Consider the following 21,677-nt stretch of genomic DNA (forward strand, 5'->3'; position numbering starts at 1 on the left):
GGAGGCATGAGATGAATGTCCCGTCTCCGGTCAACGAGAGTATCCTGAGCCAGCGCCTCGGCGCGCTCAGATCGGTAAGAAGCTGGGCACCGAATGTCCTCCCGGAGCTCGAACGCTTCATCCGTACCGCCGACGACTATGATCTCTTTCGCATCAACCCCATCCAATACAGCGGCCTCGTCCACCTGTCCGAGGCGGACGCGATAGAGCTGTTCGTACACGCCGCCAAGGTAGGCCTGTTCGAGATGGACTGGCTGCTCATCTGCGCCTATTGCCCCCAGGTCGCCGGCAGCTTTCGCGAGCTCGACCAGGTCCATCCACGCTTTCAGTGCGCGTTCTGCAACGCCGTCAACGATGTGGCGCTGGACGACTACATCCAGGTCACCTTTACGGTATCGAGCGGCGTGCGCGACATCATATTCCGCCATCCCGAAATGCTGTCTGTCGAGGATTTTTACCTGCGCTACAATTTTTCTAAGGGCTTCATCGCTCCGCACGGGATGTCGCACCAGCAGCTCGTTGCCGCGCTCTCACGGGGCTTCGCCGATGTCGAGGGCCATGAGCACCGCAGCTTCGACTTCGAGGTCACAGCTGGCCGTTTCGAGATGCTGGATTTGAGCCACAAACTCCTTCTGGTCTTCTTCGTGAACGGGGAGCCGGCAGAACGGCAAGCGACGCTGGTCCAGCTCGAGTCGGGCCGCTTCCGCGTGCCGGACCGGGCCACGGCACCGAGAGACATGGTTCTCGGCGACGGACGCTTTTCGTTCCGGCAGACAGCGGATCTCAGCCCGGGCAAACACACCATCCGGATCGAGAACCGCACCGGCGATCGCGGTCGCTTCTGGTTTGTCCAATATCCCTTCGGTTTCCAGCCCCATCTGGTCGAATATGAGCCGTTTCTATCCGGAAAACGCTTGCTGCTCACCCCGAGCTTCCGCGAACTCTACAAGGCGCAGCTAGTGGATGAGGGCGAGAGCATCAACGTCTCGGACATGACTTTCCTGTTCACCGATCTGAAGCAGTCGACTCCGCTGTATGAAAGCGTTGGCGACGTGAACGCGTATTTTTTGGTTCGTCAGCACTTCGAGATCCTGAACAGGATCATCCGCGAACGATCCGGCACCATTATCAAGACGATCGGCGATGCGGTCATGGCCGGGTTCGAGCGTCCGCAGGACGCCGTTTGCGCCTCCATCGAGATGATCGAAGAGCTGTTGCGATTCAACCGGACCGCTTCGCGGCCGCTGGGTCTCAAGGTCGGTGTCCACAAAGGTCGGGCGATTGCGGTGACGCTCAACGACCGGATCGACTATTTCGGACAGGACGTGAATATCGCCGCACGCGTGCAAGGCCTCGCCGACGTCAATGAAGTTTGCATCAGTGCAACGGTTATGGAGGCGCCGGGCGTCGATGACATCGTCAATTCACGCTCGGTGTCGCGCAACTACGAGAACCTGAAGGGCATCGGTCAAAAGATGGAAGTCCATCGCGTAGCAATCAGGCCGACGCAGACATAAACGAAACGACCGCGGTACCGCCGCGAGGCGAAGGCCGACGGTTCCTCGACGACAGACCGAAACGGGCCGATGTCCGTTGAAGGTTATTCGCGCCGATTTTCCCGCGGCCTTCCCGATGTCCGGCCCGGCCTCGACTGCCGGCGAGCCGACACGATGGCCATCTTCGCCTTCGGGTCATGTGTGGACGACGCCCTCATTGCAAGAAGAATCTAACGTTCCGCTTGCGGTCGGGTGCAAGTCATGTGTCCGGCCTGTTTGCGCGGCACCATGACCGCTGGCCCTGATGTAATCCGCGGATCGGGTCCCAATCATTCGCACGGGCTTTGACGCCCATGACCCAGAAGCGGGTTGTCCCAATCGACGGCTCGACCGTTTCGCATCACGCCATCATCACCCTCGCAATTCGATTGTTTTGCTCCGCCGTCGCCTCACGCTCCCGTTGCCAAGCCTCTTCAGGTGACTGCAGCGAGCTCCGGCGCTCGATAGTGTCCCCCTTTGGCCATGATCGCCCAAGCGATGCGCGCCATCTTGTTGGCAACGGCAACAGCGACGAGCTTGGCCGGCTTCTTGCCCAACAGCTTCATGACCCAGGGATGCTTTTGCGGATACTGCCGGGCGTGTCGAACAACCGCCGTTGCACCGACGACGAGCAACCGTCGGAGATAGCGATCTCCCTGCTTGGAGATGCCGCCGAGCCGCTCCTTGCCGCCCGTCGAGTGCTGCCGCGGCACAAGTCCGATCCATGCTGCAAAATCCCGGCCGGATTTGAAGACACTCGGGTCTGTGACGGTGGAAGCGATGGCGGTGGCCCCGATCACGCCTATCCCCGGCACGGTCTCGAGGCGGCAGCTCATATCGTTGGCACGATGATGGGCGTGGATGGCCCGATCCAGAGCCCCGACCTGCAATTCCAGGGCAACGAGTTGATCGACAATGGCATGCAGCGCCTGTTTCATCGCGGACGGAAGAGCTTCGCGATTACTCTCGTCCGTGATGATCGCGGCAAGCTGCGCGAGACCTTCCCGTCCCGTCTCCGCAACGAGGCCGAACTCGGCAAGGTGGGCTCGGAGCGCATTGATCAGCTGTGTGCGTTGACGGATTAAAAGATCCCTCGTTCGATGCAACATCAGCAAGGCTTGCTGATCGGCCGACTTGATCGGCACGAACCGCATCGATGGGCGTGTCACAGCCTCACAGATGGCGGCTGCGTCGGCAGCATCATTTTTCGACCGTTTGACATAGCCTTTCACGTAGCTCGGCGGCATCAGACGCACGGTATGACCGAGCTTGGAGACTTCAGGCGCCCAGTGATGAGCGGTTCCGCAGGCTTCCATGCCGACCAGGCAAGGAGGAATCTTGCTAAAGAAGTCGACGACCTGCTTGCGCCGCAACTGACGGCTGATGACGACCTTACCCGAACTATCCACGCCGTGCACTTGGAACACGTTCTTGGCGAGATCAACGCCGATGGTGCTAACCTGCATATGGACGACCCCCTCCGGTGATTCGTTGTTCAACGATCACCCTTTTGGCACACTCGATGCCGGGAGCGGGCGTCGTCCACTACATCATTCGCGTCGGTGTGGCTGGGTGCCGCCGAGTTCCGCTTCACCCCTATAAACAGACGTCGTTGCCGCGCGTCGGATTGTCTCAGACGGGCCAGCAGCTGACATTACTGCCTCCAGCTCCTTCAACGAACGGATTCGTTGGCTTCGCGTGCGAGCGGAAGCCGTTCTTGCACGCAGCGTTGAAGAGCTTTAGGGGGAAGCCCACCATCCGTCGGGAAATGGCTCAAGCAACGTCCAATCGATTTGGTCGTCGTTCTCAGGGGGCCTGAGAGCTCCTGCATTTCTGCTTGGTGGCGTGTAGCGACGGACGCTGACAATCAGAGCTCCGACATGACGACCTCGAAGACGGCGCGAAGCATGGCGTCTAGAGCGCAATGCAGGCGCACCGCGGGCGCTTCGCTCTGCATCTTCGACTAGACCTCGAAGATGTTCCAATTCTGAGAGCTGAGAGGCGAGCTCGCCAAGTCGTTGGAGATAAAGCATTGCGCGAGAGCTTCGCATAAATGTCCTCCACAGTACAAAAAGCACTACTAGGACGGCTTCAGAGTATTCGGGATAAAATGGTAATCTACCATGGCCGAACATCGGCTTTCAACACGGACGTCAGGCTCATTGCCTCAGCGAGGGCTGATGCCTTTCGAGCGCCTGCAGCAGCGAAGGGCAGCTTTTGGGTCACATGCTGAAGTGAAGAGAGTTCACTGCCCGAATCCGCGCTCCACCTGAAAGCAGACCGTCGTTGGTGGTCGGGCGAGGCAGCTACGGGCCATCTGCAGACGCGTCCAACCGGAAAGAGGCGCGGCCTTACTCTTGATCGGGCTTGGGGTTTACCTGCGCTAATGCTTCAGCCGTTTCGATCGAGCTGCGCAGCGCCGCTTCACTTCTGGCCAAGACCCTGTAGCTCCGTTCCATCGTTTGAAGGTGCTAGCGGGTCGAGGCGTTCAAGGGATGCCGTCCGCAGCTTTACGGTAGTGTTCCGCTTGTTCAAGATATTCTTCGGGGCTCATTTACCGGATTCCGTGAGCGGCCCTACTTCTTCTTTGAGCTTATGCAAATCTGAAACAGCGATTTTCCGGCCTCGTCTATGACTTCTAACCGCCACTGTTGGCCGGGCCGAAACCTACCATCAATGTCCTTGAAAAGCTGGCCAGCAAAGGTCGTGGCCTCTCGCCATGCCGCTTCGTCGTCAGGAAGTTCCTCACCGTGCCTGTCGGCACTCGGTTCGATTTCGTGAACGTGGAAGAAATATCGCGGCATGGTGGTAAAATGCTGAGGTTCAGAAGAGTTCCACGTGTTAATCGTTGCCGGCCCAGGCCGAACCTGGAAAAAGGCCACTACCGCAACGAAAACGCCACCGAGCCGAATAATGCTCAGTGGCGCTGCGCTGGAACTGGAAACTGCAATCCTCCAGTAGCGATTGGTCTGGGCGATCGGAATTTAGGTTCAACGCTTTCCGATCTCGTCCTCGATTTCTTTGATCAACTGGCGGATTTCGGCAGTATTCATGCCGTCGAGCGCGGCGCGCTTGTAGCGCTCGACGATTGTTAATTCGGGCTCTGAAAAAGGCCCAGCGCGATCTTCCATCGCTATCTCCCTTTAATGGGAGGCGTGAGCATTGCGGCTCTCAGTCACCGATAAATGCCACGGACCGGGCGGTGATGGCAGACGTTAGCGCGCCGCCGATGCATTGTCTCTACGAAATTGGATTCGGAAAAGCCAATTTCAGCCAGCGAGGTCGGAAACGTCCAGCACCTCTCAGTCGTCCCAAACCAGTTCCCCGCACTCGCATTGTAGATGTGGACGTAGCTAGAGGTTTTGAGGCTCCAGAGGCGTTCAAGGAACCGGGTGGGCCGATTGCACTTGGGGCATCGGATCGGCGCGTTCGTCTGACCTTGCCGCATGGCACGTACTCCGCCAATCGAGGCATACGTGGGGCGAGCAAAAGCGTTCCTACAGCTTCTGATTTCAGGCTAACCCGAGCGGCTCCGCCGTCCGGCCGTTGTGGGTCAAAATCGGTGATCCAGGCGCTGGATTGCGCTTCCGCTCTACACCCGGCAGCTGACGTCTAAACGAGCATCTCACTGGGTAGCGATGGGCCAACAGGCGACATTCTGACGAGCGACGCCGCGATGCGAGGCGGCTTACTCGTGTCGTCAAACCTTGAACTCGGCACTATGCCCAGAAGCAAGCCGCCGATGAACGTCCCGATCATTGATCCCTAGTCCGGGACTTGGGGGGCTGTAAACACGGGATCGCCAATGTGTTAGACTTTGCCCAGCCGATCAGGGAGAAAAGCCATGCCCGCCGAGTTCGATGAAGACCGCTTCAATATGGCTATCCGTAAGTTTCTGAAGCATGTCGGAGTTACAGCGCAGCGTGAAATCGAGAACCTAGTGCGTAGCGGGGCGGTGAAAGGTGGCGAGCTCAAACTGCGAATGACCCTGTCCGCTGAGGGGACGCCGCTGAAACATGTTGTCGAGGAAACAGTCGCACTCTGACGAGGGCACACGCTGCGACCCAACGTCCGTTCAGGGTCAGGAACGTCGAGTGAGTATGCGCGCGACCACGTCCGGTCTATCCCCAAGCAGCAGACACCAAGGCAACCGTCGAGATCCGACGCTATGGGCCAAGATCAGTCAAACCTCTTTCCCCCACCATGTCATCGATGTAGCGTAACTACGGAGCTGCTCAACGGGATGTGCCGAAGTCCCCGTCTATTGTGACGAGCAGCAATTGTGCCCTCGGCGGGCATCGCATTCTCCACTGATCGCCTTTTTGCAGTGCCGTCATCCCGTGTGTGTTCCGCCGCGGAACACCGCCTGAGAAGCATGAGGGCCTAATCATGAACAGGTTCGAGGGCGCGCTGAAAATCGCTATAACGTTCCTTGCGTCGGCAACAGTTTGCGTGGCGCTATCCATTTTGACGGCCACAGCGGGCGACTCGCCGCCACGGTGGGCTTATCCGGAGAACAATCCCAACTACAAGCCGCCGGTCGATGACGGTAACGTTGTGCGTGTGCCGAACAGCACGGCCGGTTATACCTGGAGCCAGCTCCGGGACCGATTCGTCGCACCGATCTGGCACCCGGGCGACCATCGGCCGCTGCCGGACATCGTAGCCAACGGCCGCAAGCCCGACGTGCTCGCCTGCGGGTTTTGTCACCGCGCCGACGGGCCTGGGGGTCCGGAAAACGCTGACCTCGCAGGTCTTCCGAAGAGCTACATCATCCGACAAATGGCTGACTATAAGAACGGCGTGCGCAGCACCGCCGTCGCTGGCCGTCTGCCGACGAGCTTGATGATCGCCCTTTCCAAGCCGATCACCGATGCGGAAGTGGAAGCAGCGGCGGACTATTTTTCCGGCCTCCAGCCGCGCAAGCGCATCAAGGTGGTCGAGAGCGATACCGCGCCGAAAAGTTACATCGCGGCGTTCCTCTGGGCAGCGGTGGAGGGCGGTGAACGTGAGCCGCTTGGGCAACGCATTCTCGAAATTCCCGACGATCTGCACCGTTTCGAGAGCCGCGATCCCCGCTCGACCTTCACCGCCTATGTGCCGGTCGGCAGCCTAGCGAAAGGCGAGGCACTGGTGAAAGGCGGGTCGGGAAAGACGGTCGCATGCGCCCCATGCCACGGGCCGGAGCTCAAGGGTCTCGGGCCGTTGCCGAGCATCGCCGGCCGCTCACCGAGCTACATGTTTCGCCAGCTCTACGATTTCGGGCATGGCGCGCGGAGCGGCGAGTTGAGCCCGCTGATGGCACAGGTGGTTAACAACCTCGACCAGGACGACATGCTGGCGATCGTAGCCTATCTTGCTTCGCTCGATCCGTAACGCGGGGCGGGGCCGCCGACCTAGGGCGGCGCCCACGGAAGCAGGGCCGAGGCCAGCTACAAGTCTCTCGCAATGCCGACGATTCAGTCCGGCCGCTTAATGGGATGGACCGGCTGCTTCCCCCGCGGGGATAGTCTGCAAAGATTACCCTGCAGCATCCGGAGAAGCACCCATGACCACCACACCTTTGGCCTCGATCGGCATCGACATCGGCAAGGAAGTCTTCCATGTCGTCGGTTTCGGCACTGACGGCAAGATCGCTTTCCGTCGCAAGATCAAGAGACTGGCACTCTTTGAGGTCTTTAAACGACTGCCTCCCAGCATCGTCGGCATGGAGGCTTGTCTCAGCGCGCACTTTGTCAGCCGTGCTCTGCGCCAACTTGGCCATCAGCCAAGGATCATTCCTGCGATCTATGTGAAGCGGTTCGTGAAGGGACAGAAGAACGACGACAACGACGCCGAAGCTATTGCAGAGGCCGCCCTGCGGCCGAACCTGCGCGTCGTCCGAGAGAAGACACAGGACCAGCTCGACCGCCAGGCTCTGCATCGGGTTCGCTCCCGCCTGGTCTCGCGGCGAACGGCGACCATCAATCAGATCCGTGCCTTTCTGATCGAGCAAGGCATCGCAGTCAGGACTGGGGCGACGGCTCTGCGCAACTCGCTTCTGGCGATCTTGGAGAACCGACAGGACGAGATATCGCCGCGAATGCGCGATCTGATCGTGGGTCTCTACGGAGACTGGATACATCTCGATGAGCGGATCGAGATCCTCGCCGGCGAGATCGACCAGATCGGCGAGAAGGAAGCCAACTGCCAGCGTCTCATGAGCATTCCCGGGATCGGTCCGCTGATCTCGACCGCCATCGTGGCGGCCATCGGCACCGGTGAGGCATTCGAGCGCGGACGAGACTTTGGTGCCTGGCTAGGCCTCGTGCCACGTCAGTACAGCACGGGTGGCCGATTTATTCTGGGACGCATCTCCAGGCGCGGAAGCAAGTATCTCAGGACCTTGTTCATCCAGGCTGCAAACGTCACCCTGATGCGCCCGCACAATTGGAATCGATTCAGCTTCGGAGCATGGCTGCAGAACGCAGCTCCACGGCTACACCGCAACAAACTGGCAACGGCCCTGGCCAACAAGCTGGCGCGGATAGCATGGAGCATCTTGCGCAACGAGAAGACCTTCGACACACTCCAATACAAGTGATCGCAATCTGAATCCCACGCCGAGTTCGCGACAGAGAAAATGCATGGAACGGATCGATGAACGCATCCAGCGTCTGGTGACCCAAATGGTTGCTTGCCAGCCTGTCCGCTAATAAGACCAACGATGCGTGCGTATTTCCATCAAGGCCACGGCCCGCGAGCCGATCAAACAGGCCGGATACATATCAGCGACTTTCGAAACCACGCACGATCTCTATTGCGAAACGCAGCCGGTCCATACATTTGGGTCACAAGCGGCGGTCGAGCATCACGGCAGATGAGGTCTGCTCTCCCCGTAACGGCGGACCTCACCGGGCCGCCCAGCGACTTCGCGTTGGGGGCACGAGCAGAGCTTCACTTCCGATCGCCAACCATTCCCATCATTGGGGCGAGCCGGAAGATCTCGCCGCGCTTGCGATGTGTCTGGCGTCACCGTCGTCGCGGTACATCATGGGCACGGTGATCCCGGTGAATGGCGGTTTACGGCGGTATCAGTTCTAGGGCGGACGAGTCGACCGCCCGCGACCGGACTTGGGCCTGGCTTAGTTTTCCGACGACATCGACATCTCTCCGCTTATGGCGCGGTCCAAGGCGTCGATGAGTGTTTGCAACTCGACGAATTTGTTGCGTGCACGCTCGGCTTTGTCGCGATCAAAAGGAGCGGCCAGCACGGTTGCATGCGCGTCCCTGTCCTCGATCATGCGACTACGGGCTTTCTTGAGTGTTTCAAGCCGCTCGCTCATCAATATTCGCCTTCTTGCCACTTCGATCCGAACCGAACACTCAATTGAAGGCCGCCGGTAGCTCACCCTTGCGAAAGATGACCGTAGGCTCATCGTCATAGTCGCCCATTTCGGGATCGCCACTCGACGAGAACGCAACGACAGCAAGCTTGCTCAACGCGAGGCGCTCCGCCGTTCGGAGCGCGGCACTTTCCGTTTTGCAGACGATCGGAGAGTCCGGCTTCAGATGTCCGCCCGTTCCGGCGTTGAACGCTTGCACAACATAGGTTGTTTCACGGGCCACAAAGATTCCTTTGACTGCTGACAAGCGCGGGATGACGCCAACGACCGCGCCGGCTCGCTTCGCCGCCCTCCCTGTCTCGCACTCCCACTACCGCGGTGCCGCAATCTCAGCAGCCGCGACAGATATTCTTCAGCTTCGCTGCGGTTAGGGCCTCTTCGGCGGCGAATGGGTCCTTGTATGCCGCTCGCGATGCGTCGCTCTCGACCGTCACAGGCGCCTTGATTTTCGGAGGAAAAGCGGCGTCATAACAGGCGAGACGTCCGCTGGTGTTCTCGATCGTGCGGCAGTCGAGCTCCCGGGCAAGAGCGTTTTGCGCAAAAGTGCAGAGCGCAAACACCGCAAGAGACATCTTCATCATGTGCCTTTCCGACCAACAATCATGAGGTTAATGCGGCCTCATGCTTCGAGCTGATCGAACTCATCGGACAGCAGGATGCGGCCTCGCGGCGTGCAAATCCGCACGTCCGAATACCCCCTATCCAGGAGCTCGTTCGCCTTCTTCAAGGCCGCAGCGGTTGTATCGTGGCCAAAATTGACGCGGCCCGATTGATGGTCCCTGCTGACCAGGAATTGCAGCTGTGTGGCCCTATCCATGCAGGATGGCCGCTGCGAATACCAGGAGCAGAAGAAAGAGCGGAACGATCACCGGCGGTACGATCCAGTCGGCCAGACGAAAACGCGACATATGCGCTCCTCCTTCTCGGCGGGAGCGCTCGTCACCCTCAGTCACCGGTCGAAGCCGCGGGAAGGGCGGTGATGTCGCAACCCTACGCTTCCCCAGTGGGAATAGCGAGCTTTAAAACGCGGCCGCCGTCGGTGGATTCCAGCAATCGATGACCCCGTCGTGGCGCGCCGGAACTTGAGAGTAGATTGTCGCCAATGAACGGCCTCGGCTTGGAGCGTCGGCGCCCAAGACGCGCGCCGCGGGACCCGGATGCCGGAGCACCGTCGAGGTCCGGCCGAAATCTCTGCGCTCTTGAACGCGCGATCAATGCAGGTAGAAAGACTACCGCACCTCCGCGTCGACCGTTGACGGGAGGCAATAGTTCGCGCGCAGGAGACTGCTGTTTGCCAAACTCAGCCGTTTTATTGCCGGTTGATGGACAGCAGCGCGAACAAGGCAGAATCACCCTGGTTTGAGCAGCCTCCCGCGTAGTCTCAAAACCCGCCGCGATCTCTGTTGTACCGTCTGAAACGTTCCACTTCCAACGTCCCTGACCGGATTGCGACACGGCTACGTCAAGCAGGCGAACCGGGGATTTGGCCACAACAGCAATATGAACCTGAATTCCGCAGTTACAAGTGCGCCGTGCGCCGAGATCGCATAGTCTGTCTCGAGCTGCTTGCATGCATGAAATATTGGAGCACCTGTTGGTTGCGCTTCGAATTCAACATAAAACTATCTATCGCTTCCGTGGGTTGGTAAGCCTTGCACCACACCGCTTGATGCTTCGTCCACGCGAAAGTCGCGACCTTCGTCTCGCATCGCAGAACTTGACGATAACGCCGGTAGCGGTTCCGGAATGGGCACATGACGTCTTCGGTAATGCAGTCGCTGTGGCCACGTTCACGACCATGACCGATACGCTCGTTATCGATAGCGTAGTGAATATCTCGCTCAACACGGCTGATTGGCCCATTTTCGCCATCGCCGTTTCGGCGATCTCCTACCCATTCCGCTACTCCGCTGACGAATGGACCGACCTCGGAGCACTGACTATCGCTCAATATCCTGATCCAGCCGAGCGGTTGCAAAACTGGGCGAGAGGTTTCATCCGCAGCAGTCCGACCGATACCCTTTCCCTGCTCAAGGACCTGAATGCCGGTGTCGCGCAACGCATCCAGTATCAGAGCCGTGAAGTCGAGGGCACCCAATCGCCCAACGAGACGCTCGATCGCGGCTGGGGCTCGTGCCGCGACTTAGCGGTGTTGTTCGCAGAAGCCGCACGCAAGCTCGGCTTCGGTACGCGCGTCGTGTCGGGTTATCTGCACGATCCGAACCAGGACCTGCTGGGTTCGGCCGAAGCAGGCTCAACTCACGCCTGGGCCGAGGTTTTTGTTCCCGGAGCGGGCTGGATCACCTTCGACCCGACCAACCGCAGCGTCGGAGGCCGCAATCTGATCCCCGTTGCGGTCGCTCGCGATATCAGCCAGTGCACGCCGGTGTCAGGGAGCTTCTTTGGCAGCACTGACAGCTTTCTGAACATGGATGTGAAGGTATTGGTCACCTCAATGACCGAAGATAGTCATATCTATCCAGCAGGAAAGAGTGCACAGTCGGTGACGATTTCGTCGCCCGTCGAACGATGATGCCAATCTGGACATCATCCTTCGCAGAACTGGCTTGCGGAACTGAGCTGCCATGCGAGCCGCCGTAAACGGCGTTGGCAGCGAACGCCATTAGCGCAACCACATCACCGAGGCCAAGCCCACGCGGCCCTCCTTCTCGAAGAGAGAGCGGCGCCTGAATGCGAGTGGTACGGCTTGCGCCGCATAGGCCAGGGAGACCGAGTGTCGATCGAGCGCGCCATTGTAGAGGCCCGACGCAAGCCGTGGGGGAGCCGCAACTTGCTTCCCTGGAGCGACATCGCCGCTAGTGACGATCCAATCGGCGAATTATGGTTCCGGCGCGCGGGCGCGACTTCTCCGGAAAGCGTGCTGCTGCTCAAACTGCTCTTCACGACCGAGCCGCTGTCCATTCAGGTTCATCCCGACGATACGTTCGCCCGATCGATCGGTCTGGCCAATGGCAAGACCGAGGCGTGGTACATTCTTTCGGCCGCGCCCGGTGCCCGGGTTGCCATCGGATTGAAGCGTTGGCTGTCATCGGCGGAGCTGCGAACCGCCATTACTGATGGCTCGATCGGTGACCTCGTGCAGTGGCGTCCGGTTCGCTGCGGCGACGCTATTTTTGTTCCCGCCGGCACTATTCATGCGATAGGCGCGGGCATCGTTCTTGCCGAAATCCAGCAGCACAGCGACGCCACTTTCCGCCTTTTCGACTATGGGCGGCAGCGTGAGCTGCATCCCGACAATGCCGTTGCCGCGGCCAAGGCGGCGCCAGCACCGCGTCAATGGCCTTCGCGAAAACTAAATGAGACGCGAACGGCCCTCGTCACCAGTGCCCATTTCTTCCTTGAAAAGATCGATCTTGTCGCCGGCTCGGTCTGGACTCTCGATGCCCGAAACGAGGCGTGGATTGTCTTGATTAAAGGGCAAGGCCAGATCGCAGCAGGGACACTGTCCGCCGGTCAGGCCGTCTTTATCGAGGCGGATCAGCTTAGGATCGAGGCCGGCCCCGACGGCCTGACGGCGCTTCTCGCCTATCCAGGCCCAGATGCAGATTCAGTTGCACTCGTTGAGCACTACCCAGACATGCCCGGGCATCCCCGGTCGAAAACGGAGGAACTGCAAACGTGGTCGCGCTAAATCGGGTCGCATTCATCGGCAATTCGCTGCCTCGCCGATGTGGCATAGCCACGTTCACTACCGATCTTCAGCACGCTGTCGCGGCCTCGCGGCCTGATCTGGAAACGGTCGTCGTCGCGATGACCGACCACGGCCAGGCCTATGACTATCCTTCTGCAGTTGGATTTCAGATCAACGACGACCGGCCGGAGGACTATATTCGTGCGGCAGAGTTCTTGAACCGCAGCCGGTTCGACGTTGTTTCGCTTCAGCATGAGTTTGGCATTTTCGGCGGCGACTCCGGCAGTCACATCCTGGCCCTGCTGTCGCGCCTGAATATGCCAGTCGTGACCACACTCCATACCGTGCTTGCCGAGCCGACCAAGGTGCAACGCGAAGTCATCGTCCGGATTTCCGACATATCGTCCAAGATCGTGGTGATGGCCGAAAAGGGCCGCGAATTGCTGAGAACCGTTTACCAGGTGGCCGACGAAAAGATCGAGGTTATCGCGCACGGAATTCCGGAATTCGCGTTCGTTGAACCGGACGAGGCCAAGGCCAGGCGAGGTTTCAGCGGCCGGTCGGTCATTCTTACTTTCGGCCTTCTGTCGCACAACAAGGGCATCGAAGTCATGATCGACGCCATGCCCGCGATCCTGAAAAGCCGTCCGGATGCGGTCTATGTCGTGCTCGGCGCGACCCATCCGAACCTGATACGCGACCAAGGCGAGGCCTATCGCGACAGCCTCGTGGCGCGTGTCCGTAAGCTCGGTATCGACAAGCACGTCGTGTTTCTTGACCAGTTCGTCGACCAGCCGACGCTGCTCGATTTTATTTCGATGTGCGATGTCTATGTGACGCCGTATCTGAACGAAGCTCAGATGACGTCGGGCACGCTGGCTTACAGTTTTGGCTTGGGAAAGGCGGTCGTCTCCACGCCATACTGGCATGCGCGCGAGCTGCTGGCCGACGGCCGTGGTATTCTGGTTCCGTTTGGAGATACCGCGGCCACTGGCCATGAAATCGCGAAGCTGCTGACCAACGCGGTGTTGCGGCAGGCCATGCGTAAGCGCGCCTATTCGAGCAGCCGTCCCATGACGTGGGAACGGACAGCCGAACGTTACGTGTCGACGTTCGACAATGCCGGTCGCAGGCATCGTTTAAAGGCAATCGTGCGCTCGGACACCAGCACGCTGCTGCGCGATAGCCGCGCGCCACCGGAAATGCGCATCGGTCATTTTCTGTCGATGTGCGACGACACCGGATTGTTCCAACACGCCGTACATTGCGTGCCGGATCGCTCCCATGGCTATTGTGTCGACGATAACGCTCGCGCGCTGCTGCTGGCGTGTGCGCTCAACATTCCCGGCGAGGAACGATTGGCGGAAGTGTTGACGGCCCGGTTTGCCGGCTTTGTCCAGCACGCGTGGAATCCCGACACAAAGCGGTTTCGCAATTTCATGGGCTTTAACCGCTGCTGGCTGGAGAAAAGCGGCTCGGAAGACAGCCATGCCCGGACCTTATGGGCTCTCGGTGTGTGCGCGTTGACCGACGCGAATCTGTCACGGCGAAAATGGGCTGCGGCGCTGTTCGCCGAGGCTGCTCGGAGTGTGGAAGGCTTTCGCTCGCCGCGTGCCTGGGCTTTCGTCCTGCTCGGGCTCGACGCCTATTGTGCCGCCGTCCCTGGTGACGCGGGCGCCGCCGATCTCCGGCTTCGCCTGGCGGATCGGTTGATTGCGATCTTCAATGCGGTCGAGACACAGGACTGGGTTTGGTTCGAAGAAGGCCTTGCCTACGATAACGCCCGTTTGCCGCAAGCCCTCATCCTGACCGGCATGGCGACCAAGAGTGCCGTCTATCTGGACGCCGGCTTGAGATCGCTGCGCTGGCTGGTGAAGCAGCAGACTGCCGCGAGCGGTCAATTCCGGCCCGTCGGCACCGCAGGTTTTGGCGAGACGCGCCGGAAACCGAGGCCGTTCGATCAACAGCCGCTCGAGGCTACGGCCACCATCGCCGCCTGTCTCGCGGCGTGGCGAGCCGAGCATGATGTCGAGTGGAAAGCCGAAGCCGCGCGTGTGTTCGCATGGTTCCTCGGCAGCAACGATCTTTCGACTTCCTTGGTCGATCTGGAAACCGGCAGTTGCCGCGACGGCCTGCATCCGGACCGTGCGAATGAGAACTGCGGCGGGGAATCAGTCGTGTCGTATCTGCTCGGCCTCTGCGAAATCAGGCAACTCGCCCGCCTGAGTGAAAGCCGCGTGCAGCCCGCGCCGCTGGTTGCCTGACGGCTTTCGATCATTTTCCCTCTCCTTGAAAACAATCCGAGGATGCTTTGTCGCAATCTCCATTCCTGAACCGTCAGGCGCTTTATTTGCGGCCCGATCCGACACGGGTCATCGTGCGCCCTTTCAAGCCGGCGACCGAGCCGCGCGAACTCAACCCGACGGACAAGACTCGTGCGAACCACATCGTCGATCGGGTTCTGGCACTCGGCGCCGATGCGGCAGCCCGCCAACTCGAAGATGTTCTTGAGAATTTCCTCGGCCGGCACCGCAATTTGCTGCGGGCCTTCGAGGCACGCGCCGACGAAATGGAAGATGCGTTGGTCGTCCACGCCTCGTTCACGCAAACGCAACGTCAATTGGTCGGTGCCTATTTTCTCAACGAGTATTCGTTCGAAGCGTCTGCCTTGTTCAACCCGAGTATCGTAGCGCATCCCGATCAGTCCGGCGCTCCTCCCGGTGCGTTACGCTTCATCCTGAGCCTTCGTGCCGTCGGCGAAGGCCACATCTCGTCGCTGACCTTTCGGTCCGGAATGATCGCGGCAGACGGCGCGGTCAGCGTCGATCCAACGACGCGCCTGGCCTCGAGCCCTACCATTCTCGTGCAGACGCAGGGGCCCGCCGGATACGATGTCGAGGTTGCTTTCCAAAGCGGCGAAGATATCAGCGAACGGGTCATCTTTCCCATTACCGCATCTCAGTCGAATGGCATTGAGGATGCACGCTTCGTGCAGTTCAACGATGGCGAACGACAGATCTACTACGCGACCTACACCGCCTATAGCGGTAGGGCGATCAGGTCGGAGCTAATTGAGACGTCCGATTTCGTGTCGTTCAGGCTGTCCACTCTGAAGGGCAGCGCCGCTCGCAACAAGGGCATGGCGCTCTTCCCGCAGAGGATCGGCGGCCGGTATGCCATGATCGCCCGGCAAGACAATGAAAATCTCTATCTCATCTATTCCGACGACCTCTATACATGGGACGATGGCGGCCACGCGCTTCTGAAACCCGAATTCCCGTGGGAGTTCGTGCAGATCGGGAATTGTGGATCGCCCATCGAACTGGATGCGGGATGGCTGCTGCTAACCCACGGTGTCGGGCCGGTTCGGAAATATTCGATCGGGGCAGCGTTGCTGGATAAGAACGATCCCTCGAAAGTACTTGCGCGCCTGCATGAACCCTTGCTTCGACCCGACCCGTCCGAACGTGAGGGATATGTCCCAAACGTCGTGTACACATGCGGCGCGTTGCGACATCACGACAAGATCATTTTCCCCTACGCCGTCTCGGATACATTCTCAAACTTCGCGACGATCAACATCGCCAGTCTGATGAACGCCATGGAATGAACGATATTTTGTTGTAAAAGCAGAGATTGCAAATGGCCAAATGAGAACCGCGGATCAGTAAATGATCGGTGCAACGTGAACGGCGGAGCGGCTCTCATCTGGTCTCGAAATAGAAGAGTCATGCTTCCAGAAAGCGGCATCCGTCGGCGCTACCCGGATGTCCGTGAAGGGCTCAGAAGCGGAACGGCAACAGGTGTATTGCATTGCATCACAGTACGGCCCGCGTTAGAGCAGCTGTAGGTTTAGAGATAGATCCATGTCATACGCCTACAAGCTGAATGAAGACGTTCGCCACCAGCCACAAGGGCCACAAGGACGTGCTGCTACTGAGCGTCCAATGATTTACACCATCGTTCAACATATGCCCATAGAGGCAGATGGACGTATTAGATACCGCATCAAGTGCAAATCGGAGAAGATCGAGCGAGTCGTTACGGAAGATCAGCTTTCGTATTCTCAGTGATCTGGCGCGCTTTTTGACGGTAGGATTCTAGTCATGCTCAACGATCGCGAAAATATCCTGAATGCGCTCCGCGAAAAACCACTCAAAGTCTACGAAGTCATGAGACGCGCCAACATCGTGAATGAAGAAACTTGCCAATCCCTCCTGTTGAAGATGCGAGACGAAGGGTTGGTGAAGTTCGATATTCACAAAGGGCGATGGCTCATCGGATGATATTCGAGAAATTGCGGCGACCGTCCAGCGTTGATCGGCGGGCCAGAAAGAGATGTTGATGCCGATCCAAGGCAAGAAGCCGGCGAAGGAAGCGACGACGAAGAAGCCCGCGACAGGCCTGCGGCGGAAGTCGGCCTAGGCGACTGATGTCCGGGGTACCGGTGGAGCGCCAGGAAAACGCGAATCTACCCGATCGAGCGCTGCGGCTCAGCGCGCGATAGATCCGGACGCTGAGATGACCTTCACGATCGGCATCATCTCGGATACGCACGGCCTGCTTAGGCCGGAGGCTCTTCGCTTGCTGGCCCACGTCGACCACATCATTCACGGCGGCGACATCGGCGATCCCGAGATCATCACCGCGCTGCGGAGAATTGCCGACGTCACAGCCATCAGAGGGAACGTGGATATGGGCGAGTGGGCCACCCAATTTGCCGAAACCGCGTTCGTGCAGCTGGCGGGACGGCTGTTCTATGTTCTGCACGACCTCAACACCCTGCAGATCGATCCCGTAGCTGAGGGCGTCGATGTCATTGTTTCCGGCCACTCCCACGTGCCGAAGATCAAAACCGTAGACGGCCTGCTCTACGTCAATCCCGGCAGTGCCGGGCCCCGGCGCTTCAAGCTGCCGATCACGCTTGCGAGCCTCGAAGTCACGCCCGTGGGACTGAAACCGATCATCCACAATCTTGAGGTCGGATAGGCCGCGCCGCGGCACGTGCAGCCAGGCGAAGCTTTCGGCGTCATCTCGGCCGCCAGGCTGTAAGTCGCATCCATGCGCGGCGTCAGATGGACAGATCGAGCTGAGGTTCGACATCGTCGTTCCCCTGCGTTTGCAGCGAGGACAGCGACACGCCCAGCACGCGCACCGCCTTCGGGAGGGGCATCTCGGCCTGCAGCAGGCCGAGCGCCAAGCTCTCCAAGTCGTCCCGGCTCGACACGACTGTCGGGACCGACCGGCTCCGCGTGATGATCTCGAGATCGAAGAACTTGACCTTGAGCGTCACGGTCCGTCCCCGGTTGCCGGTGCTCTCACAGTGACGCCAGACCTTGTCGATCAGTGGCCGCAGCTCGGCTGCCATCACGTCGAATGTCGTGAGGTCCGCCGAGAACGTGTTCTCGGCGCCGATGGACTTGCGGATGCGGTTGGCGCGGACGGGGCGATCGTCGACGCCGCGCGAGATCCAGTAGTAATAAGCGCCGAACTTGCCGAAGTTGGCATTCATGAACTTGAGCGTCTGGTTGCGGATGTCCCTTCCGGTGAAGATGCCGAGGCCGTTCATCTTCGCGCTCGTCGCCGGACCGATGCCGTGGAATTTGCCGACCGGCAGCGCCTCCACGAACGCGGCGCCCATCTCCGGAGAGATGACGTACTGCCCGTTCGGCTTCCTGTGATCCGAAGCGAGCTTCGCCAGAAACTTGTTGTAGCTTATGCCGGCCGAAGCGTTGAGGCCTGTCTCGGCCTTGATCTTCTCGCGGATCCGAAGCGCCACGTCGCGGGCGAGGGGAATGCCCTCAAGGTTTTCGGTGACGTCCAGATAGGCCTCGTCGAGCGAAAGCGGTTCGATCATCGGCGTGTGCTCCGCGAAGATGTCGCGGATTTGACGGCTAATGGCTTTGTAAACCTCGAAACGCGGCTTCACGAAAATCAGGTCCGGACACTGCCTCTTGGCGGTGACGGATGCCATCGCCGAGCGGACTCCGAACTTGCGCGCCTCGTAGCTCGCCGCAGCTACGACGTCGCGTTCCGCCGAGCCGCCGACCGCGACTGGCTTGCCTCGAAGATCCGGATTGTCCCGCTGCTCGACCGACGCGTAGAAGGCGTCCATGTCGATACGGATGATCTTGCGGTAGGAAAGGCTGGCGTCGGGTCGGCTTGCGTCCATCTCTACGGGTCCGTCCTTCGCTCCATCTTGACAAATAGAGCTGTCAGAACAAAAAAGGAACGGTAAAACGTATTCGGCTAGTCGTTGAATTTGATGGGAACCCGGCACGCGTCACATGAAGCCTACAACGTTGCCGGTCTACTACTATCTCGACCATTTCGTCGAAATGCTCGACTTCGTCGAGAGGACGTATGGCGAGATCCTCACCGACGAGCACCGTTCGTTCACCGCGCGCTTTCGCGACCTCTCAAAGGACGCGCAGTGTCTGCTCATCCGGATGGTCAACCGGCGAGGGGCGATCTTCAATCGCGCGCTCTTCAAGTACCCCGAGATAACCGACCTCGAAGCCGCGGCTCGTGACTTGATCGAGTGTGGCCAGGCGCGCGGCCTGCGTGCCCAGGACTATTCCGCCTTCGTACTTTGCCTGCCGAAGACCGCACTTCTCGACGGCGCCCGTGCGGCGGGGTTCGGCCGCGACGTCCGTACCTCATGGTCGAAACCGGTGCTGGCCGACTTCTTCGTCGCCGCGATTCCGTTCGATCTTGCCGCAAAGCATTGCGGTGCTGGCGGCTTCATAGCGCTCGACAACACACGACCGATCAAATTCCTGCTGTATCTCTACTTCGGGAAGACGGCCGACGACCTCAAGAACTTCGCTCTGCGCGATCTCGGCATCCTGCGCACGAACAGAGAGACGTCGTTCAGCGCTCGCTTCGCCGACGCCGACGAAGCGCATGCGTGCTTTCACTACAGCCAGGTACTGGACCGCATCGAGGTCCGTTCCGCCGACATCTACCAAAGGGCGGTCGAGGCGATCCTGGACGGACCCCCGCGGACGACCGAATACGCCGTCGACCTTGCGGCCCGCGCCGCGTGTCAGGTCGGGCAGTTCTTCGAGAAGCAAGGCGACAAGGATCTGGCCGAACGGCTCTATCGTTTCGGCGGCTCGGCCGATTGCCGCGAGCGCCTTGTCCGGTTGCTTTACGCGAAGGGCGACAAGGAAGCGGCGGAGAATCTGCTCCGGGACATGATCGATGATCCCGAAAGCGACGACGAGCATCTCTTCGCGACGGATTTCTACGCGCGCAAGTTCGGCGGACGACGGACAGGTCTGTGCACCGAGTTGCTGCGGTCGGGACGGACAATCGTCGTCGACGACACGCATCGCGGCAATCCCGAGCCAGGGGTCGCCGGCGTGCTGCGGCGCCAGGGCGGGCAGGTCTATTTCGCAGAGAACACGCTTTGGCACACGCTGTTCGGGCTGTTGTTCTGGGATGAGCTTTTCGAGTCCGGCCAGCTTCACAGCGGTTTCGACTGGGTCCCGCATTGCCTTCGCGACCGGACCTTCCATCGGCGGTTCGCCTCGCAGATCGACGTTAAGCTCGCGGAGGTCAGATCCGGCAATGCGCTTCCGATCGTCTTGCGCACCGTCGCCGCCAGATGGGGCCGACCCAACGGAATCTTCGCTTGGGACCACGTGCAGATGGACGCACTGCGTGCCTTGCTCGAAGGCGCCGGCGCGGACGGCTTGGCCGAGATTGTTCGGGCGATGTGCGACGACTTCCGCGGCATGCGGGACGGCTTCCCCGACCTGATGCACGTGCGCGACGGCAAGCTGTCCTTCGTCGAGGTCAAAGCGGAGGGCGACGCCATACGCCGTAACCAACTGACCCGTCTGCGCCAACTACAGAACGCCGGCATCCCGGCCGAGATCGGGCGCGTGGATTACCGATTCGATCCGGAGCAGGACTACGTGGTCGTCGACATCGAGACGACGGGAGCCTGGTCGTCTGGTGATCGCATCACCGAAATCGGAGCGGTCAAGATCCGTAACCATCGGGTGATCGACGAGTGGCATTCTCTTGTCAATCCGCAGCGGCCGATCCCGGCGAAGATCGTCGAACTGACCGGCATCACCAACCAGATGATTCGGGATGCGCCCGTGTTCCACGACGTCGCGGACAGTTTTATGGCGTTCATGGGCGATGGCATCTTCGTCGCCCACAACGTAAACTTCGACTACGGCTTCCTGTCGTACGAGTACGAACGGCTCGAACGGCGCTTCCGCTTTCCGAAGCTGTGCACTTGCGTGGGAATGCGGCGTCGATATCCTGGGCACAAATCGTACGGACTCGGAAAGCTGTGCGCGATCTACGACATCGAACTCGAAGACCACCATCGCGCGCTGTGCGACGCTCGGGCGGCGGCCAGGCTGTTGAATCTCATTAACAAGAAGCGCGACGACGGTATCTCGGCAGAAGCGGTGGAGGCCGCTTAGTCCCGCTCCGGGCAAGGTATCGGCTATGCCGTCCGAGACCGCTGCTACGGCGACGACAGCCGGGGCTCGCTAGATCGAAGCTAGTCCGGTGGACACTCGGGACACGTATCGCCGATCGAGTCCAATGCTTCGGTGATCGCGGCTGCGGCGACCGCCGGCGAGACGCCGGGCGGCGGTGCCTCACGGGCGATCTGGAAGGCGCGGTCGCGGGCATGAGGGTCGGCCCGGCCCTGCATCCAACCGTGCTCCTCGCATTCGCGGATGGCGCCGGCGTCGCTCAGCGCCAAAATGGCCCAGCCGCGCAGGGTCCGTATTGCCGGCCATCTCTCCTTCGTCATCAGCATAGAGATCACTCCTGCCGGGACGAATCCTTCCGCCCCCTCGCTCGTTCCGGGCGGTTAGCACGTGGCAGGGATTCGCAATCGGCAGGGCTCCGGCTTGTCCACCTGTTCCGTTGTCCTGTGCAGAACGCTAGGCGACCGGGGCGGTCGTTCGGCCACGATCCGCACCGTGCTGTCCTTAGCGGACGCGACGGCGCTTGCAGCTCAATGCGCTCTTCGTCGCGTCCATCAAAGCTTTGCGATGACGGCATGCACTCCGCGAAGGCCTTGCAAAACAAGGGGAAAGCTAACTGCCAGACAGGCTTGAACTGTTG

18 protein-coding genes and 1 pseudogene are annotated in these 21,677 nt (G+C 60.0%); 12 read left to right on the forward strand and 7 right to left on the reverse strand.

Features of this window, described 5'->3' with window-relative positions:
• Positions 1-11 precede the first annotated feature (11 nt).
• The gene (locus IVA78_RS13730; RefSeq protein WP_247465748.1) at positions 12-1,517 is read left to right on the forward strand and encodes an adenylate/guanylate cyclase domain-containing protein; all 1,506 of its coding nucleotides are present in this window, start codon (positions 12-14) and stop codon (positions 1,515-1,517) included.
• A 452-nt stretch (positions 1,518-1,969) separates the two neighbouring features.
• Here IVA78_RS13730 and IVA78_RS13735 read toward each other — a convergent pair whose 3' ends face one another.
• Both IVA78_RS13735 and IVA78_RS13740 read right to left on the reverse strand, forming a co-directional pair.
• On the reverse strand, positions 1,970-3,001 hold the full coding sequence (locus tag IVA78_RS13735; RefSeq protein WP_247465848.1) for an IS110 family transposase: 1,032 nt from the start codon (positions 2,999-3,001) through the stop codon (positions 1,970-1,972).
• Between the two features lie 1,524 nt (positions 3,002-4,525).
• Positions 4,526-4,666, reverse strand: coding sequence for a hypothetical protein (locus IVA78_RS13740; RefSeq protein WP_247465751.1), 141 nt, complete (start codon positions 4,664-4,666; stop codon positions 4,526-4,528).
• Between the two features lie 713 nt (positions 4,667-5,379).
• Between IVA78_RS13740 and IVA78_RS13745 the strand changes: the two genes are divergently transcribed.
• The 3 genes from IVA78_RS13745 to IVA78_RS13755 all read left to right on the forward strand — a co-directional run bounded on the left by IVA78_RS13745 (position 5,380) and on the right by IVA78_RS13755 (position 8,118).
• The gene (locus IVA78_RS13745; RefSeq protein ID WP_247465752.1) at positions 5,380-5,580 is read left to right on the forward strand and encodes a DUF6494 family protein; all 201 of its coding nucleotides are present in this window, start codon (positions 5,380-5,382) and stop codon (positions 5,578-5,580) included.
• Positions 5,581-5,924: 344 nt separating this feature from the next.
• Positions 5,925-6,911, forward strand: a complete 987-nt coding sequence (locus tag IVA78_RS13750) for a c-type cytochrome (RefSeq protein WP_247465755.1) — start codon at positions 5,925-5,927, stop codon at positions 6,909-6,911.
• Positions 6,912-7,083: 172 nt separating this feature from the next.
• On the forward strand, positions 7,084-8,118 hold the full coding sequence (locus tag IVA78_RS13755) for an IS110 family transposase (RefSeq protein WP_346275300.1): 1,035 nt from the start codon (positions 7,084-7,086) through the stop codon (positions 8,116-8,118).
• A gap of 541 nt (positions 8,119-8,659) precedes the next feature.
• Here IVA78_RS13755 and IVA78_RS13760 read toward each other — a convergent pair.
• The 3 genes from IVA78_RS13760 to IVA78_RS13770 all read right to left on the reverse strand — a co-directional run bounded on the left by IVA78_RS13760 (position 8,660) and on the right by IVA78_RS13770 (position 9,501).
• A complete protein-coding gene (locus tag IVA78_RS13760; protein WP_247465758.1) occupies positions 8,660-8,860 on the reverse strand; it encodes a hypothetical protein in 201 nt (66 codons plus the stop codon).
• Between the two features lie 40 nt (positions 8,861-8,900).
• Complete coding sequence (locus tag IVA78_RS13765) at positions 8,901-9,167, reverse strand: hypothetical protein (RefSeq protein ID WP_247465762.1); 267 nt, start codon at positions 9,165-9,167, stop codon at positions 8,901-8,903.
• A gap of 82 nt (positions 9,168-9,249) precedes the next feature.
• Positions 9,250-9,501 carry a type VI secretion protein gene (locus tag IVA78_RS13770; RefSeq protein ID WP_247298289.1) on the reverse strand — a complete coding sequence of 84 codons (252 nt, stop codon included), beginning with the start codon at positions 9,499-9,501 and terminating at the stop codon, positions 9,250-9,252.
• Between the two features lie 1,013 nt (positions 9,502-10,514).
• Here IVA78_RS13770 and IVA78_RS13775 point away from each other — a divergent pair.
• The 7 genes and pseudogenes from IVA78_RS13775 to IVA78_RS13805 all read left to right on the forward strand — a co-directional run bounded on the left by IVA78_RS13775 (position 10,515) and on the right by IVA78_RS13805 (position 17,561).
• On the forward strand, positions 10,515-11,453 hold the full coding sequence (locus tag IVA78_RS13775; protein WP_247465850.1) for a transglutaminase family protein: 939 nt from the start codon (positions 10,515-10,517) through the stop codon (positions 11,451-11,453).
• A gap of 201 nt (positions 11,454-11,654) precedes the next feature.
• A complete protein-coding gene (locus tag IVA78_RS13780; RefSeq protein WP_247465765.1) occupies positions 11,655-12,572 on the forward strand; it encodes a class I mannose-6-phosphate isomerase in 918 nt (305 codons plus the stop codon).
• Complete coding sequence (locus IVA78_RS13785) at positions 12,560-14,836, forward strand: glycosyltransferase family 4 protein (RefSeq protein WP_247465768.1); 2,277 nt, start codon at positions 12,560-12,562, stop codon at positions 14,834-14,836. Before IVA78_RS13780 ends, IVA78_RS13785 begins: the two co-directional genes overlap by 13 nt.
• Positions 14,837-14,883: 47 nt before the next feature.
• Complete coding sequence (locus IVA78_RS13790) at positions 14,884-16,182, forward strand: glycoside hydrolase family 130 protein (protein ID WP_247465770.1); 1,299 nt, start codon at positions 14,884-14,886, stop codon at positions 16,180-16,182.
• A gap of 496 nt (positions 16,183-16,678) precedes the next feature.
• Positions 16,679-16,858: a hypothetical protein gene (locus IVA78_RS13795; protein ID WP_195790443.1), complete on the forward strand. Its 180-nt coding sequence runs from the start codon at positions 16,679-16,681 to the stop codon at positions 16,856-16,858.
• 25 nt (positions 16,859-16,883) lie between these two features.
• Positions 16,884-16,997: pseudogene (locus IVA78_RS34570) on the forward strand (Ku protein); the annotation flags it as partial.
• A gap of 96 nt (positions 16,998-17,093) precedes the next feature.
• Positions 17,094-17,561: a metallophosphoesterase family protein gene (locus tag IVA78_RS13805; protein WP_247465774.1), complete on the forward strand. Its 468-nt coding sequence runs from the start codon at positions 17,094-17,096 to the stop codon at positions 17,559-17,561.
• An 82-nt stretch (positions 17,562-17,643) separates the two neighbouring features.
• On the opposite strand, the gene dinB is transcribed toward IVA78_RS13805, so the two are convergent.
• A complete protein-coding gene (gene dinB / locus IVA78_RS13810) occupies positions 17,644-18,744 on the reverse strand; it encodes a DNA polymerase IV (RefSeq protein ID WP_247465794.1) in 1,101 nt (366 codons plus the stop codon).
• A gap of 115 nt (positions 18,745-18,859) precedes the next feature.
• On the opposite strand from dinB, the gene IVA78_RS13815 reads away from it, so the two are divergent.
• A complete protein-coding gene (locus IVA78_RS13815) occupies positions 18,860-21,022 on the forward strand; it encodes an exonuclease domain-containing protein (protein WP_247465797.1) in 2,163 nt (720 codons plus the stop codon).
• Positions 21,023-21,102: 80 nt separating this feature from the next.
• On the opposite strand, the gene IVA78_RS13820 is transcribed toward IVA78_RS13815, so the two are convergent.
• The gene (locus IVA78_RS13820; RefSeq protein ID WP_247465799.1) at positions 21,103-21,366 is read right to left on the reverse strand and encodes a hypothetical protein; all 264 of its coding nucleotides are present in this window, start codon (positions 21,364-21,366) and stop codon (positions 21,103-21,105) included.
• Positions 21,367-21,677: the final 311 nt, after the last annotated feature.

The sequence above is a fragment of the Bradyrhizobium sp. 137 genome (assembly GCF_023074095.1).
GTDB lineage: Bacteria > Pseudomonadota > Alphaproteobacteria > Rhizobiales > Xanthobacteraceae > Bradyrhizobium.

Bases quoted from the DNA above. Each gene is read 5' to 3' on its own strand.
- IVA78_RS13730 (WP_247465748.1), top strand. From the start codon at position 12: ATGAATGTCCCGTCTCCGGTCAACGAGAGTATCCTGAGCCAGCGCCTC.
- IVA78_RS13735 (WP_247465848.1), bottom strand. From the start codon at position 3,001: ATGCAGGTTAGCACCATCGGCGTTGATCTCGCCAAGAACGTGTTCCAA.
- IVA78_RS13740 (WP_247465751.1), bottom strand. From the start codon at position 4,666: ATGGAAGATCGCGCTGGGCCTTTTTCAGAGCCCGAATTAACAATCGTC.
- IVA78_RS13745 (WP_247465752.1), top strand. From the start codon at position 5,380: ATGCCCGCCGAGTTCGATGAAGACCGCTTCAATATGGCTATCCGTAAG.
- IVA78_RS13750 (WP_247465755.1), top strand. From the start codon at position 5,925: ATGAACAGGTTCGAGGGCGCGCTGAAAATCGCTATAACGTTCCTTGCG.
- IVA78_RS13755 (WP_346275300.1), top strand. From the start codon at position 7,084: ATGACCACCACACCTTTGGCCTCGATCGGCATCGACATCGGCAAGGAA.
- IVA78_RS13760 (WP_247465758.1), bottom strand. From the start codon at position 8,860: ATGAGCGAGCGGCTTGAAACACTCAAGAAAGCCCGTAGTCGCATGATC.
- IVA78_RS13770 (WP_247298289.1), bottom strand. From the start codon at position 9,501: ATGATGAAGATGTCTCTTGCGGTGTTTGCGCTCTGCACTTTTGCGCAA.
- IVA78_RS13795 (WP_195790443.1), top strand. From the start codon at position 16,679: ATGCTCAACGATCGCGAAAATATCCTGAATGCGCTCCGCGAAAAACCA.
- IVA78_RS13805 (WP_247465774.1), top strand. From the start codon at position 17,094: ATGACCTTCACGATCGGCATCATCTCGGATACGCACGGCCTGCTTAGG.
- dinB (WP_247465794.1), bottom strand. From the start codon at position 18,744: ATGGACGCAAGCCGACCCGACGCCAGCCTTTCCTACCGCAAGATCATC.
- IVA78_RS13815 (WP_247465797.1), top strand. From the start codon at position 18,860: ATGAAGCCTACAACGTTGCCGGTCTACTACTATCTCGACCATTTCGTC.
- IVA78_RS13820 (WP_247465799.1), bottom strand. From the start codon at position 21,366: ATGCTGATGACGAAGGAGAGATGGCCGGCAATACGGACCCTGCGCGGC.